Annotated in this window: 8 protein-coding genes; 6 read left to right on the top strand and 2 right to left on the bottom strand. The window is 65.7% G+C overall.

The window, feature by feature from the left end; genetic code table 11:
- The first annotated feature begins 13 nt into the window (after positions 1-13).
- On the top strand, positions 14-1,099 hold the full coding sequence (gene lptF / locus ABE493_RS06965) for an LPS export ABC transporter permease LptF (protein WP_346498219.1): 1,086 nt from the start codon (positions 14-16) through the stop codon (positions 1,097-1,099).
- The gene (lptG, locus tag ABE493_RS06960; protein ID WP_346498218.1) at positions 1,096-2,202 is read left to right on the top strand and encodes an LPS export ABC transporter permease LptG; all 1,107 of its coding nucleotides are present in this window, start codon (positions 1,096-1,098) and stop codon (positions 2,200-2,202) included. Before lptF ends, lptG begins: the two co-directional genes overlap by 4 nt.
- Before the next feature lie 198 nt (positions 2,203-2,400).
- Here lptG and ABE493_RS06955 read toward each other — a convergent pair whose 3' ends face one another.
- Complete coding sequence (locus ABE493_RS06955) at positions 2,401-2,862, bottom strand: RDD family protein (protein WP_346498217.1); 462 nt, start codon at positions 2,860-2,862, stop codon at positions 2,401-2,403.
- Positions 2,863-2,933: 71 nt separating this feature from the next.
- Between ABE493_RS06955 and xerD the strand changes: the two genes are divergently transcribed.
- Positions 2,934-3,911 carry a site-specific tyrosine recombinase XerD gene (gene xerD / locus ABE493_RS06950; RefSeq protein ID WP_346498216.1) on the top strand — a complete coding sequence of 326 codons (978 nt, stop codon included), beginning with the start codon at positions 2,934-2,936 and terminating at the stop codon, positions 3,909-3,911.
- Between the two features lie 623 nt (positions 3,912-4,534).
- The gene (locus tag ABE493_RS06945) at positions 4,535-5,314 is read left to right on the top strand and encodes a DsbC family protein (RefSeq protein ID WP_346498215.1); all 780 of its coding nucleotides are present in this window, start codon (positions 4,535-4,537) and stop codon (positions 5,312-5,314) included.
- 75 nt (positions 5,315-5,389) lie between these two features.
- Here the strand turns inward: ABE493_RS06945 and ABE493_RS06940 are convergent, their stop codons facing one another.
- Positions 5,390-7,486: a glycosyl hydrolase family 18 protein gene (locus ABE493_RS06940; protein ID WP_346498296.1), complete on the bottom strand. Its 2,097-nt coding sequence runs from the start codon at positions 7,484-7,486 to the stop codon at positions 5,390-5,392.
- Positions 7,487-7,893: 407 nt separating this feature from the next.
- Here ABE493_RS06940 and purL point away from each other — a divergent pair, with 407 nt between their 5' ends.
- Both purL and ABE493_RS06930 read left to right on the top strand, forming a co-directional pair.
- Positions 7,894-11,775, top strand: a complete 3,882-nt coding sequence (gene purL, locus ABE493_RS06935) for a phosphoribosylformylglycinamidine synthase (RefSeq protein ID WP_346498214.1) — start codon at positions 7,894-7,896, stop codon at positions 11,773-11,775.
- A 436-nt stretch (positions 11,776-12,211) separates the two neighbouring features.
- A partial coding sequence (locus tag ABE493_RS06930; RefSeq protein ID WP_346498213.1) for an ESPR-type extended signal peptide-containing protein occupies positions 12,212-15,430 on the top strand: 3,219 nt, incomplete at its 3' end.

The raw sequence follows: 15,430 nt of genomic DNA, 5'->3' as shown, positions 1-15,430 counted from the left end.
AACCACCGACCCTATGGCGAAGCTTGACCGCTACCTGCTGAGTGACTTCCTCCAGAGCTTTCTGGCCACTTTGACCGTACTTCTGGTAGTCAGCATGGGCGGTGTGCTGGTCGACATCCTCGGCCGCATCGCCGATGGGCGCATCCCCGCCGGGCTGATGCTGTCCCAGCTGGGCCTGCAGTTCATCGTCTACCTGCCCATCATCCTGCCGTTGGCGCTGATGCTGGGGCTGGCGCTGTCGATCGCGCGGCTGTACCGCGATTCAGAAATGGCCGTGCTCACCGGGGTCGGCGTCGGCCCCAAGCGCATGCTCAAGCCGATCCTGCTGCTGACCGTGCCGGTCGTGGCCCTGGTGGCGGCCTGCTCGTTGTGGCTGGGCCCTTGGGCCGACCGCAGCGCCGAGCGGATGCTGCAGGACGCCAGCCGCAGCATGGTGGTGGCCGGGTTGGAGCCGGGCCAGTTCACCCCGTTGTCCGGTGGTGGCGTGGTTTACCTGTCTTCATTGGCCGGCGATGGCACCAAGATGGGCAAGGTGTTCATGCAGCGGCAGAAGGAAGGGCGTATCGACGTGGTATCGGCCAACAGCGGCGCAATGTTCTTTGAAGGCGATCGCCAGCGCTACCTGCGCCTGGAAGACGGTTATCGGGTCGAGGGCCCGGAAAACGGCGCCCTGGACTACCGGCTGATGCGCTATGCGCGCAACGAGGTGGCCCTTCCGGACCGCGACGAAGTGCGCGACCAGAATGATCCGGAAATGTTGCCCACCCGGCAGTTGCTGGGGGATGCGCGGCCTGAGGCCAAGGCCCAGCTGCATTGGCGGCTCACCCCGCCGCTGCTGGCCCTGGCATTTGCACTGCTGACCCTGCCGCTTGCCCGCAGCGCACCGCGCCAGCAGCGCTACGGCCGCATCATGGTGGCCTTCCTCGCATATACGCTGGGCGTGAGCCTGAGCATTCTCGGCAAGCAGTGGCTGGCGTCGGGCAAGCTGCCGGTGGAGGCGGGCATGTGGTGGTTGACCTTGCCCTTGCTGATCCTGGCGCTATGGCTGTATTTCCGTGATGGGCGCCTGAGCCGCCGCCGCGTGGGAGCCAAGGCATGAGGTTGCTGCCGCGGATCCATGACATCTACGTAGGCCGTACCGTGCTGCTCACGGTGTTGGTGGTGTGGATGGTGCTGCTGGGCCTGGACGCGATCATGGCCTTGTCCGGCGAGGCCGGGAAAATCGGCCAGGGGCATTACAGCTTCGGCCATGCCTTGGCCTGGGTGGCCTATACCTTGCCGCGCCGGGCCTACACCGTGTTCCCGATGGCGGCGGTGATCGGCGCCCTGATGGGCCTGGGGCAGCTGGCTGCCACTTCGGAGCTGACCGCATTGCGTGCGATTGGCCTGTCGCGTCGGCGCATTGCCGTATCGGTGGCGATCTCGTTGTCGCTGCTGACCGTGCTGATGGTGGTCAACGGTGAGACTCTGTCGCCCTGGGCGCAGAACCGCGCCGATGCGCTCAAGACCAGTGCCCGTTACAACACCGATATCGCTACCGCCCGCTATTCGGGCCTGTGGGCGCGCGAGGGCGACATCTTCCTCAATGCGCAGACCGGCGAAGAACAGGTCGGTGCCGATGGCCAGTCGACCCTGCTGCTGCATGACGTGCGTCTGTACCAGTTGGGTGAAGACGGCCGTCTGTTGAGCCTGACCCACGCCAAGACTGCGCGCCACGACCACCAGGGTTGGGTGCTGGAAACGGTGCGTCGCGATACGTTCGGTGAGCGTTCGGTCAGCCGCCAGGAACTGCCCAGCGAGAAATGGGCGTCCAAGCTGGATGCGGCGGCCTTGGCGTCGGGCCTGGCCAAACCGCGCAACCTCAGCGCCGGCGAGCTGAAGACCAGCATCGATTACCGCAAGCGTAACGGTCTGGATGCGCGTGATTACGAAGATACCTATTGGGGCCGCTGGTTCTACCCGCTGAACGTGCTGGCGCTGTGTCTGGCGGCGGTTCCGTTCGCGTTTGGTTCGCTGCGCAGCGGTGGCATGGGCAAACGCCTGTTCCTGGGGATGCTGTTCGCGCTGGGCTTCCTGCTGCTGCAGATGTTCTTCGGGCGCATGGCCGGTGCGTTGAAGTTCGATTACCGCATCGCCTACGCATTGCCCCCGATCATGATGCTGGGCATCTCCGCCTGGCTGTCACGACGGCGGGTAGGCTGATAGCAAGGTTGTTGTAGGAGCGGCGTAAGCCGCGAAGCCGGTGACAATGAAATCACCGGCATCCCTGCAATCGTATGGGTGTGTAGCTTCGCGGCTTACGCCGCTCCTACTAGGGCTGTGTGGAAGGCCCCTTGCCGAGCATGGCTCGGCACTACATCTGGCAATGTTGGTGATGCCCCTGCCGAGCATGGCTCGGCACTACAGTTTCTGCAGGCGGGTGCCGCTCAGGCGGTCGTGCAGGGTCAGGCGTTCGCGGTCGACCAGTGCCCAGAAAAATCCCAGCCCTGCCAGCAGCAGCGACAGGCTGCCCAGCGCATAGCGTTTCCACAGCAGCGCCCGGCTTGGCGACTGCCCGTCCACGGTCTGCAGGCGCAAGCGCCATGGCCGCATGCCCAGGGTCTGGCCGCCGCGCTTCCAGCTTTCGGTCGCGTACAGCCCGGCAATCAGCCAGCAGCTCAGCCACAGCAGCCATTGCAGGGCGCTGAACGGATGGATGTTGTCGCGGCTGGCGTGCCCGGCCAGCGCGTAGCCGACGGTGAACAATGCCGAGACCAGCATCCACAAGGCCAGCACCGGCCACAGGTCATAGAACAGCGCGGCCAGGCGGCGCAGCAACATCGCGGAAGGGCGGGGCGTCTGGGCGAGGGCAGGTGTGCTCATGCACCGAGCATACGATTTGTGGCTACCGGCGTGCATGGGCAGGCGCGGGCGCAACGCTTATCCTTGCGCCGATGTCCGCCGCACTTACCCCCGCCGAACGCCGCCAGCTGGTACAGCAGTTGCCGCCCCTGCGCGCTGCCGATGAGCATCTGATCCAACGTTTCCTGGATGCGATCTGGGCTGAGCACGGCCTGGCCCGAGCCTCGCTGGACAGCTATCGGCGTGACCTGGAAGGCCTGTCGCGCTGGCGCGATGGCGCCAATGATGGTCTGGCCGGGATGGATCGCGCCGGCCTGTTCGATTACCTGGCCTGGCGTACCCGGCACGGTTGGACTGCGCGCAGCAACGCGCGTCTGCTGTCGGTGCTGCGGGCCTTCTTTGCCCAGGCGCTCAAGCGCGGCGAACGCAGCGAGGACCCGGCCGCCCTGCTGGAATCGCCCAAGCTGCCTCGCTCCCTGCCCAAGGCGCTGGCCGAAAGCCAGATCGAGGCCTTGTTGAACGCACCGGATGTGGACACGCCGGTAGGCCTGCGTGACCGCGCGATGCTGGAACTGATGTATGCGGCTGGCCTGCGGGTCAGCGAACTGGTCAACCTGCCGGCCAATGCGGTCAATCTTCGTCAGGGCGTGTTGCGGGTCACCGGCAAGGGCAGCAAGGAGCGGCTGGTGCCGTTGGGCGAAGAGTCGCAGTACTGGCTGGAGCGCTACCTGGCTACCGCGCGGCCGCTGCTTGCCGGTGGCAAGCCGGTCGCCGCGACCCCGAGCGGGCAGGTGCCTTTGTTTGTCGATGTGGACCGTACCCCGCTCAGTCGCCAGCAGTTCTGGGCGCTGGTGAAGACCAGTGCTGCGGCAGCCGGCATCGACCCCGGCAAGATCAGCCCGCACGGCCTGCGCCACAGTTTTGCAACCCATCTGCTCAATCACGGTGCCGACCTGCGCGCGCTGCAGATGCTGCTCGGCCACAGTTCCCTGTCAACCACCCAGATCTATACCCTGGTAGCCCGCGAACACCTGCAGAAGTTGCACCGCAATCACCATCCGCGCGGCTAAGGCTGCGTTGCAGGCCGCCGCCGTGCTTGTTTGCAGGAACGGCATCAGCCGCGAAGTGGGTTAAGGCGAAAACGCACCTGTAGAGCCGAGCCATGCTCGGCTGGGGCACTACCGGCAAAGCCTCTGCCGAGCATGGCTCGGCACTACCAGTGCTCGGCTTTATGTAGGAGCGGCGTAAGCCGCGAAGCACGTACAGCCGGAAACGCACCTGTAGAGCCGAGCCATGCTCGGCTGGGGCCATTACCGGCAAAGCCTCTGCCGAGCATGGCTCGGCACTACCAGCGCGAGGCTTTTGTAGGAGCGGCGTCAGCCGCGAAGCAGGTATAGCCGGAAACGCACCTGTAGAGCCGAGCCATGCTCGGCAGAGGCCTTACCGGCAAAGCCTCTGCCGAGCATGGCTCGGCATTACCAGTGCTCGCGTTTTGTAGGAGCGGCGTCAGCCGCGAAGTCGGGAAGGTCCGAGCAAAGGCATTTCTGGCGACCTGCCGGTTCAGCTGCTTCGCGGCTGGCGCCGCTCCTGCAGGCCTGCGTTCTTACGCCCTCCGCCGCTGGTGAGCTGCCGGTTGCGGAGCTGTGCACGGCGGGTGTGCGAGAATCCCCCCGTTCTCTTTCGATGGGTCGCCATGTTCCGATTTGCCATTGCCGCGCTGCTGGGAGCGCTGAGCCTTACTGCCTGTGCGCAACAGCCCGCAGCCTCCAAAACCGCTGCCGCAGCTGCCGCCCCGGCCACCGATGCGGCGGTCGAGAAGCGCGTGCGCGATGCGCTCAAGGAACTCGATCCGAATTTCAAGCCCGATTACATCGGCGCGGCACCGTTCGCCGGTTTCCGCGAGGTGATCGTGTCCGGGCAGGTGCTGTACGTCACCGATGACGGCCGCTACCTGCTGCAGACCACCCCGTATGACATCGCCAACAAGACCCAGGCCACCAGCCCGGGCCTGCTGGCCTACCGTCGCGGCCTGCTGGAAACCCTGCCGCATTCGGATCGCATCGTGTTTGCGCCGCCCAATGCCAAGCACACCATCAGCGTGTTCACGGACATCGAGTGCGGTTATTGCCGCAAGCTGCATCAGGACATCGCCGAGCTGAACCGCAATGGCATTGCGGTGGAATACCTGGCGTTCCCGCGCATGGGCCTGGCCAGCAAGGACGCCACCGACATGATCTCGGTCTGGTGCGCCAGCGACCGCAAGGCTGCATTGACCGCCGCCAAGACCGGCCAGCCGGTTCCGGCAAAGAACTGCACCAACCCGGTGGCCATGCAGTACAACCTGGGCCAGCAGTTGGGCATCAACGGTACGCCGGCGATTTTTGCCGCCGACGGCACCCAGCTTGGTGGCTACCTGCCGCCGGCCCAGCTGAAGGCAACGCTGGACCGCATGGAAGGCGGCGGCAGCCGCTGATAGCCCTGCAGCCCAACGCGTGAAAGGCAACGCCCCTCCCGGTAACGAGAGGGGCGTTGTGGTTTTGGCCGGGGCTTATTTCAGGCCTTTGCCGATGCTGTTGACCAAGGTGCCCTGGGCGTCATCGCCGCTGAACTCCCAGAAGAAAGCACCGCCCAGGCCCTGCGCTTTGACGTAGGCCATCTTGCGGCCCAGCATTTCCGGGGTATCCACGCTCCAGAACGTGCTGCCGTTGTACAGCCAGGTGGCCTGTGCAGCCGGGTCGGTATACACCGGCCAACCGAGGTTCTTGAGCACTTTCCAGTCCTCGATGCCGGCTTCGAACCTGCCGTTCGCCGGCCGCCCGCTCTGGTACAGACCGTTGTTGGTGGGGCCTACATTGGTCCAGCCACGGCCGTAGAAGCCCACGCCCAGGTTCAACTTGGCCGCCGGCACGCCGCGCTGCAGGTAGGCCTCGATGGCGTCGTTGCTGTTGTACAGGGCGGCATCACCGCGGGACGGATCGGCCGGTGCGTTGAACAGCGCGCTGTGGTGGTTGGTGGTGCCGGCCCAGGCGCCGTGGAAGTCATAGGTCATCACATTGATGAAATCCAGGTGGCGGTGGTAGGCCGCCGGGTCGGTCGGGCGGATCTTGTCGATGCCGGCACCGACCGCCACGGTCAGCAGCAACCCCGGCCGCACCGCATCCAGCTGGCGGCGGAACTCGGCCAGCAGCGCGGTGAAGTTGTCGCGGTCGGCCGGGGTGCCACAGCTCAGCCCACAGGCGGCCGGGTATTCCCAATCGATGTCGATGCCATCGAACACGCCCGCAGCGACACCCTTGCCACCGGCGTTGTCAGTGAACGGCAGGTTGCCCTTGATATACGCATCAATGCAGGAGGCGACGAACGCTTGGCGGTTCTCCGGGCGCGCGGCGCTGGCGAAGCCGCGTGACCAGGTCCAGCCGCCCAGCGAGATCAGTGTCTTCAACTGTGGGTGCTTGGCCTTGAGTTGCTTGAGCTGGTTCCAGTTGCCGCGCAGGGGCTGGTTCCATCGGTCGGCAACACCGCTGACGCTCTCGCTGCCGCCAAAGCTGCGGGTGTAATCGGCATAGGCATCGCCGCCGGCACCGCTGGACGCGTTGGCGGCCTGGGTGACGCCGACTTCGCAGCGGTTGTTCCGGACGTTGCCGAAGGCGTAGTTGATGTGGGTCAGGTGTGCCGCCGAACCGCTGCTGTCGATGTTCTTGACCCGGTAATTGCGGCCATAGATACCCCACTGGGTGAAGTAGCCGATGACCCGCTTGCCAGTTGCGGCCGGCGTGCCGGGATCAACGGGATTGCCTGGGTCAACCGGATTACCGGGATCAACTGGTTTACCCGGATCAGTAGGATCACCGCCGCCGGTGTCCTCGGCCAGGGTAGTGGCGCTGATGGCTGTGCTGATGGCCGAGGCATTGCCCGCCTTGTCGCGTGCACTTACGACATAGCGATAGCTGGTGGCCGCGCGCAAGCCCGCATCGATGTAGCCAGCCGCGCCGACCGAGGCGATCTGCCGGCCATCGCGGTACAGCGTGTACGCCGCCATGCCGCTGCCGCCGGGGTTGTCGCTGGCGGCATTCCACTGCAGGGCGATGCTGTTGGCGGTGCGCGAAGTCACCGCCAGCCCGTTGGGGATGGAGGGCGGGGTGGTGTCCTTGTCGGCGGCGGTGACCACGACATGGACCGGCGCCGAGGTGGTGCTGGCATTGCGGTCATCGGTGGCTACGGCTGTGAGGATGTAGTTGCCCGCTGCCGGGCCCCGCCAGGTCAGGCTGTAGGGGGCGCTGCCGACACTGCCAATGGACAGCGCGTTGCGGAAAAATTCGACCTTGCGGACAGTGCCATCACTGTCGCTGGCCTCGGCGCTGAAGGTGATGGGGCTGCCGGCGATGAAGCTGCTGCCAGCGGCAGGCGAGGTCAGGCGGACCTGTGGTGGCTTGTTGGCAACGGGCGGGCTGGCGTCGCAGCGGCCCAGATTGTCGTAGTAGCGCCGGCCGGCGGGGTGATCGGGCGGGGCGTTCCAGATGGTCTGGCGCACCTGGTACAGCACGCCGCCTTTCTGCAAGGTGTTGCCGGGCTGGTAGATGGTGGTGCCCAGCCAGGCTTTGACCCCGCTGCAGTCGGCGGCCTGGGCCGCAGGCACGGCCGCCATGGCCAAGGCCAGCACCAGGCTCGCGCGCAGGTGCACGCCGGAATGGGCAGGGCGGATGAATGGGGGCAGGCAATGGCGCAGGGAATGTTCCGTCATGGTCAGTCTCCTTCTGGTGGATGTGGTACGCGCACGGGCACGCCTTCGGCATGCCGGACAAACGGGTGTCAGGCCTTGAAGAAGGTGCTGGGAGGAATGAAAACGCCCGGATGGGAGCCCGTGTGCCGGCAGGCTGCTGCCGGCCGATTGAGGATAACGATGTCAAAATCGGCTGCGCGGTTTGCACTGCCGTGCCAGCTGTCGGTGTGATCCGCGTCATTGCTGAGGACTTCTGGTAGCCGCCATGCTGAGGCCTGGGGCGGCCGAGTCCGGTACAATCGCGGGCCGATTCCCACCATGGTCTCCCGGACATGATCGTCCTCGAGGGCGCAGCTGCCCTTTCGCCGTTCCGCCGCGAACGTCTTGAATCCCGCCTGCAGTCCATTGCCGCCGATCTGCGCATCACCGGTGCCTGGCACGTCTATTTCACCCAGGCCGCTGATGCCGGCGCGGTCGACCAGACCACGCTGGGCCGCATCCTGCAGGGTCAGCCGCAGGCTGCCGAACGCGCCGAGGGAGCGGTTTCCCGCTTCGTGGTACCGCGCTTGGGCACGCTGTCGCCGTGGTCGAGCAAGGCCACCGAGCTGGTGCGCGGTGCCGGCCTGCCGATCCAGCGCGTCGAGCGCGGTACCCGCATCGACCTGAGCGGCTGGCCGGCCGATCCGGCCCAGCAGGCGGCGGTTGCCAAGCTGCTGCACGACCCGATGACCCAGTCGCTGCTGGCCGATATCGGCCAGGCCCAGGCGCTGTTCAACAATGTCGGCCGCGGCACCCTGGAGCGGATTGCGCTGGATGACCTGGAAGGGGCCAACAAGCGCCTCGGCCTGGCCCTGGCTGATGACGAAATCGATTACCTGCGCCAGCGTTACAGCGAACTCGGTCGTGACCCGTCCGACGTTGAACTGATGATGTTCGCGCAGGCCAACTCCGAACACTGCCGGCACAAGATCTTCAATGCCAGCTGGACCATCGACGGCGAGGCGCAGGAGCGCTCGCTGTTCAAGATGATCAAGAACACCCACCAGCAGACCCCGCAGCACACGCTCAGCGCGTACAGCGACAATGCCGCGGTGATTGAAGGTGAACCGGCCGCGCGTTATCGCCCGGACCCGGCCACCGGCAAGTACCGCAGCGAAGCGGTGGTGCCCAGCGCGTTCCAGATCAAGGTGGAAACGCATAACCACCCGACCGCGATTGCGCCGTTCCCGGGCGCCGCGACCGGCGCCGGTGGCGAAATCCGCGACGAAGGTGCCACCGGCCGTGGCGGCAAGCCCAAGGCCGGCCTGACCGGTTTCTCGGTCTCGCACCTGCGCATCCCGACCCTGCCGCAGCCGTGGGAGGCACCGCGCGCGCTGAACCCGCGCATGGCGCCCGCCCTGGACATCATGCTCGACGGCCCGCTCGGCGGCGCCGCGTTCAACAACGAATTCGGCCGCCCGAACCTGCTCGGTTACTTCCGCAGCTTCGAGCTGCCGGAAGACGGCATCACCCGTGCCTACGACAAGCCGATCATGTTGGCTGGCGGGCTGGGCGCGATTGATCGCGTGCAGGTCGACAAGCTGCAGCTGCAGGCTGGCGACGCGGTGATCGTGCTCGGCGGCCCGGCCATGTTGATCGGCCTGGGCGGCGGTGCGGCTTCGTCGGTTGCCTCGGGCGAAAGTGCCGAAGACCTCGATTTTGCCAGCGTACAGCGCGACAACCCTGAAATGGAACGCCGCTGCCAGGAAGTGATCGACCGTTGCGTGGCCATGGGCAGCAACAACCCGATCAGGTTCTTCCACGACGTTGGCGCCGGTGGCCTGTCCAATGCCATTCCGGAACTGCTGCACGACTCCAACGTGGGTGGCGTGATCGACCTGGGCAAGGTGCCCACCGACGATCCCTCGCTGTCGCCGCTGGAACTGTGGTGCAACGAGTCGCAGGAACGTTATGTGCTCGGCGTGGCGCAGGAGCGCTTGGCCGAGTTCGCCGCCATCTGTGCACGCGAGCGCTGCCCGTTCGCCGCCGTAGGCGTCGCCACGACGGAAGAACACCTGGTCGTTGCCTATGGCGCGACGCCGGGCAATACCCCGGCCGATGCCCCGATCGATCTGCCGATGGACGTGCTGTTCGGCAAGGCGCCGAAGATGCACCGCGACGCCGTGCACCCGCCGGCACCGCGCTGGCCGTCGCTGAAGACCGCCGGTATCGATCTGCATGACGCCGGCCTGCGTGTGCTTGCACACCCGACCGTTGCGTCCAAGAGCTTCCTGGTCACCATCGGTGACCGCAGCGTTGGCGGCCTGACTGCGCGCGAGCAGATGATCGGCCCGTGGCAGCTGCCGATGTCCGATGTCGCCATCACCCTGGCCGGCTTTGATACCTATGCCGGCGAAGCGATGTCGCTGGGTGAACGCACGCCGCTGGCGCTGTTGAACGCCGCCGCATCGGCGCGCATGGCGGTGGGCGAAGCCATCACCAACCTGTGCGCAGCACCGGTGACCGCGCTGGATACGGTCAAGCTGTCCGCCAATTGGATGGCCGCCTGCGGCCACAACGGCGAGGACGCGCTGCTGTACGACGCAGTCAAGGCCGTCGGCATGGAACTGTGCCCGCAGCTGGATATCAGCATTCCTGTGGGCAAGGACTCGCTGTCGATGCAGGCGCAGTGGCAGGCCGATGGCCAGGCCGAAAAGTCGGTGTCGCCGGTATCGCTGGTGATCACCGCGTTCGCGCCGGTCAGCGATGCCCGCCAACAGCTCACGCCGCTGCTCGACCGCGAAACCGAAAGTGAGTTGTGGTTGATTGGTCTGGGTGCTGGCAAGCAGCGTCTGGGCGGTTCGATCCTGGCGCAGACCCAGGCCGATCACAGTGCGCTGCCGGCATTCGCCGGTGAAGTGCCGGATCTGGACGACCCGCAGCGCCTGCGTGCGTTCTTTGAATTGATCTGCGATGCACGTGAGTCCGGCCTGCTGCTGGCCTACCACGACCGCAGCGACGGCGGCGCGTTCGCCGCACTGTGCGAAATGGCGTTTGCCTCGCGCATGGGCCTGGACATCGTGCTCGATGCCTGGGGCGATGATCCGTTCCGCAGCCTGTTCAACGAAGAACTGGGCGCCGTGGTGCAGATCGCCAAGGAAGACCGCGCCGCGTTTGCCGACCTGGTCGAACGCCACGCCCTGACCGAGTGTGCACAGCGCATCGCCCGCCCCACCACCGCAGCTGCCGTACGCGTGCAACTGGGCAGCGACACGCTGGTGGAATGGCGCTGGGAAGAACTGTTCGATGCCTGGTGGTCGGTAACCCATGCCATGCAGAAGCTGCGTGACAACCCGGATGCGGCTGATCAGGAACGCGCCATTGCCCGTAATTTCAACGCGCCGGGGCTGAAGCCGAAGCTGTCGTTTGACGCGGCCGAGGACGTGGCAGCACCGTTCATCGCCACCGGCGCACGGCCGAAGGTGGCGATCCTGCGCGAGCAGGGCGTCAATGGCCAGATTGAAATGGCCAACATCTTCGAGCGCGTCGGTTTTGATGCCTACGACGTGCACATGAGCGACCTGATCGAAGGCCGCGTGCAGCTGAGCGACTTCCGCGGCATGGCTGCCTGCGGCGGTTTCAGCTACGGCGACGTGCTGGGCGCAGGGCGCGGTTGGGCAACCTCCATCCTCGAACGTCCGGCATTGCGTGAGGCCTTTGCGACCTTCTTCGCACGCCCGGATACCTTCGCGCTGGGCGTGTGCAACGGTTGCCAGATGATGAGCCAGCTCAAGGACATCATCCCAGGCGCCGAGCACTGGCCCAAGTTCCTGCGCAATGCCAGCGAGCAGTTCGAAGCGCGTACTGCGCTGCTTGAAGTGCTGGAGTCGCCGTCCATCCTGCTGCGTGGCATGGCCGGTTCGCGCCTGCCGGTGGCGGTGGCGCATGGCGAAGGCCGTGCCGAGTTCGATAACGCGGTGGACCAGGCCGCAGCCAGTGTCGCGCTGCGTTACGTCGATGGCGATGGCCGCGTGGCCAGCCAGTACCCGCTCAATCCGAATGGTTCGCCTGACGGCATCACCGGCCTGACCAGTAGTGATGGCCGCGTCACCATCCTGATGCCGCACCCGGAACGTACCCCGCGCAGCGTCAACCTGAGCTGGGCACCGGGCAGCTGGGGCGAAGATTCGCCGTGGCTGCGGATGTTCCGCAACGCAAGAGTATGGTGCGGCTGAACAGGCGAAAACGCCGAAAGATAGTTTCAGCACATACGAAAACCAAGAAGCCCGCAGGCCAACGCCTGCGGGCTTTTTCCGTTCTGGAATGTCGTTCTAAGTCTGCTCCGGACGCTGTATCCGCATGTGCCAGAACAGAGTTGTTTGTCAAAAAAAAACCATGATGGGTTTCGCCAAACAGCGTGTTTTTCCCGCTGTAACCGCTGGTTTTCGGGGCCAGTACGAAACTTGACGTTCAAAACACAGCGCTCTGAAACTCGCGCCGCTCTACAGGCACAGCTGCACTTCGCAGCGTGGTGCCGGTGACGGGCGCGAGCCCGAGGCATGCAAACAGCACGGGGAAAGACAGCAGCACACGTCAACGCAAACAGTCGTCGATGCCGCATCAGCCAGCACGCCTGCGGCGAAAACTCAGTCCACTTCAGGAGCAGTTTCGATGAATCGGATTTATCGCAAGGTGTGGAACAAGGCACTGGGACAGCTGGTCGTGGCATCGGAACTTGCCAGCAATGCGCCAGGTGCGCTGGTGGACGAGCGCGCAGGAGGCTCCCATCGTCTGCAGGCGCTGGCAATCGCAATTGCCTTGGGGCTGGGAGCGCAGGTAGCGCCGCTGCAGGCGCAATCAGTGGCGGTGGGAGGCAATGCCAAGTGCATCGTACTGGGCAGCATGAACCTCGCCGACTGCGCGCTGCAGGGCGATGCGGCGGCTGCAGGCAGCAATGCGGTCGCAATCGGTGCGCAGAGCGTGGCCTCGGCGTTGGGAAGCGTGGCGCTGGGCAATGCGGCGGTTGCGCAGGGCCGCAACAGTGTTGCCTTGGGCGCACACGCGCTGGCCGATCGTGACAACGTGGTATCGGTGGGCGCTGCCGGCAGCGAGCGGCAGATCAGCAATGTCGCTGCGGGCAGTCAGGACACCGATGCGGTGAATCTTGCCCAGCTCAAGGCTGTTGCCGGCGACGCCGCGCAGACCAGCCGGTATTTTGTCGCCAACGGCGCGGCGGACGGCAGCGATGATGCCCAGGCCAGCGGCGTTGGTGCCACCGCTGCCGGTGTTGGCAGCGTTGCCAGCGGTGCAGAAAGCGTGGCGATAGGCAGTTACAACATTGCTGCTGCCGATTACAGCAGTGCGCTCGGTTATGTGAACACGGCCAGTGGCATCAATAGTTCTGCCGTCGGCAACTTCAACCAGGTGGACGGCGATGGCAGCAGCGCGTTTGGCCTGGCCAACTATGTGGCCGGTGCGAATGCGCTGGCAGTTGGCAGCAATGGTTTTGCGGGAGCAGACCGCAGCATCGCCATCGGTGATGGTGCGCAGGCCATGGCAGTTGATGCCACTGCGATTGGTACGGGCAGCGCCGCCCAAGGGGATTCGAGCATCGCGTTGGGTGTGCGCGCCACTGCCGTGGGCGAGGATGCAGTTGCCATCGGCGGTGTCTCTGTCGATGGCGATGTCACCGAGGCACTTGCTGCGGGCACTTCAGCGGTAGGTGCTGGCGCAAGGGCATCTGCCGAAAAAAGCACTGCCGTGGGCTTCAAAAGCAGCGCCGATGCTGATGGTTCAACCGCATTGGGTCAGCAGGCTGCCGCACGCGCGGCCAACAGCGTTGCGTTGGGCGCCAGCTCGGTCGCTGACCGCGAGCGCAGCGTATCGGTAGGCGACAGTGGTAGTGAGCGGCAGATCATCCATGTCGCAGCCGCCACCGAAGCGACAGATGCGGTGAACAAATCCCAGCTTGATGCAGTGGCGGCCGTGGCCGAACACACCAGCAAGTATTTTGTCGCCAACGGCAGTTCTGCCAGCGATGTTGGCGCGTATGCCGAAGGTGAAGCCGCAACTGCCTCGGGCGAAGCTGCCAATGCGATGGGCGAGGCGGCCTCGGCTTATGGTGCCGGCGCCACTGCGCTGGGCGACAACGCTTTGGCCATGGGCGCAAACTCCGTCGCCAGCGAAGTCAGTGCGGTGGCGGTCGGCCATGAAAGCATCGCCAGTGGTGATGCAGCAGTGGCTCTGGGCCAGGAAGCGCAGGCCGGTGGCAAGTTCGCCCTGTCGCTGGGCGCCGCCTCGCTTGCCTCCGGCAATTTGAGCGTAGCTGTAGGTGCGTCGGCTGAAGCGAGCGGAGCGGTTGCCACTGCCATAGGCGTTGGCGCTGTGGCATCGGGAGAGGAAGCTACCGCCGTTGGCGGGGCCGCCGATGGCAGCGTCTACACCACGGCATCCGCTGCGGGCACCGCCGCGTTTGGCAATGGGGCCATTGCCAGTGGTGATTTCAGCACCGCGCTGGGCTATCTAAGTGCCGCGGACGGCCTGCTGAGTACGGCCGTGGGTGCCGGCGCGAATGCCTCGGCGGAGAACAGCGTGGCCCTGGGCGTGGACTCGCTGGCTGAGCGGGCCAATTCGGTCTCGGTTGGTTCGGCGGGTAACGAGCGCCAGATCACCAATGTTGCGGCGGCTACCGCCGCTACCGATGCAGTGAACAAGGCGCAGTTGGATGATGTGGCTGCTGTTGCGGTCAATACCGACAAGTACTTCAAGGCAAGTGGCATGGTCGGCAGCGATGCAGGTGCCATGGTTGGCGCTGCGGGCGCAGTCGCCGCGGGTGAAGCTGCTGCGGCGGGTGGCCAGTACAGCGTGGCTGTTGGCGCAACGGCGGTGGCCAGCGCAAAGGGTAGTGTCGCGTTGGGTGGGCCGGCGATGCTTTCGCCCGACGACCAGGACTATCTTGGCACCCTTGCCAGTGGTGATGCCGCAACTGCACTGGGCGCCGGTTCGCAGGCGACAGGTCACTTCTCCCTGGCCTCCGGCGCGCTGAGCGAAGCGGCGGCGGCACAGGCCACGGCCATCGGCTATCAGGCCCGGGCCACACGTCTCAATGCCACCGCGCTGGGCAGCGCCAGTTGGGCTGCCGGCGCCAACAGCATTGCAGTCGGTCATGCGAGTGTGAGCCGCGGCAGCGCTTCCACGGCGTTGGGCGCCAGCGCCCAGGCGGTTGCTGCCAACAGCGTTGCCTTGGGTGCCGGCTCACTGGCGGATCGTGTCAACAGCGTAGCGGTGGGTGCCGAAGGCGAGGAGCGGCAGATCACCCATGTCGCAGCCGCCACGCAGGCTACCGATGCGGTGAACAAGTCGCAGCTTGATGCGGTGGCGGCCGTGGCCGAGCACACCAGCAAGTACTTCGTCGCCGACGGCAGTTCTGGCAGCGATGTTGGCGCGTATGCCGAAGGCGAGGGCGCAACTGCCTCGGGCCAAGCTGCCAATGCGATGGGCGCGTCGGCCTCGGCTTATGGTGCCGGCGCCACTGCCCTGGGCGACAACGCTTTGGCCCTGGGTGCCAACTCCGTCGCCAGCGAAGTCAGTGCGGTGGCGGTTGGCCATGACAGCATCGCCAGTGGTGATGCAGCAGTGGCCATGGGCCAGGAAGCGCAGGCCGGTGGCAAGTTCGCCCTGTCGCTGGGCGCCGCCTCGCTTGCTTCCGGCAATTTGAGCGTAGCAATAGGTGCGCAGGCTGAAGCGAGCGGAGCGGTTGCCACTGCCATAGGCGTCGGTGCTGTGGCATCGGGAGAGGAAGCTACCGCCGTTGGCGGGGCCGCCGATGGCAGCGTCTACACCACGGCATCCGCTGCGGGCACCGCCGCGTTTGGCAATGGGGCCATTGCC

It is taken from the genome of Stenotrophomonas terrae (genome assembly GCF_039674165.1).
Classification (GTDB): Bacteria; Pseudomonadota; Gammaproteobacteria; order Xanthomonadales; family Xanthomonadaceae; genus Stenotrophomonas; species Stenotrophomonas terrae_A.
This window is presented reverse-complemented; position numbering and strand designations above follow the sequence as displayed.